Source organism: Pseudomonas sp. 24 E 13, assembly GCF_900004715.1.
GTDB classification, from domain to species: Bacteria; Pseudomonadota; Gammaproteobacteria; order Pseudomonadales; family Pseudomonadaceae; genus Aquipseudomonas; species Aquipseudomonas orientalis_A.
This window is the reverse complement of the sequence record NZ_CVTO01000134.1, coordinates 1,204-1,503: the sequence shown is the minus strand read 5'-3', so window position 1 is coordinate 1,503 and position 300 is coordinate 1,204. Positions and strand designations below refer to the sequence as shown.

The 300-nt window shown below is 56.3% G+C and carries 1 protein-coding gene; it reads right to left on the bottom strand.

The genetic code is table 11. The features are described 5' to 3' along the window. The coding region (locus BFP90_RS29250; protein WP_256097482.1) for an immunoglobulin-like domain-containing protein at positions 1–300 on the bottom strand (300 nt) is incomplete at both ends.

Genomic DNA, 300 nt, shown 5'->3' with positions numbered 1-300 from the left:
CTACCAGCTTCTCGAAGTTGCCGCCGGAAGCGTCGGTGATTTTGACGATCTGGGTGCTCTTGTCGATGAATACGTCATCGCTTGGCGCAGGGACGGTCACGGTGCCGACAGTTTCACCGGCTTTGATAGTGATATTTGAGCCGTTATCCAACTTCAACGTGACGTCACTGCCTGCTTTATTTGAGAGCGTGGCGGTGTACGTGATCTGGCCACCTTCGTTGACTGCGCTCGGCGCGGTCAGGGTAACGGTGGTGGTGTTGTCGGTACCCGGTGTATCGGTAACGGTGGTGTTAACCGGCG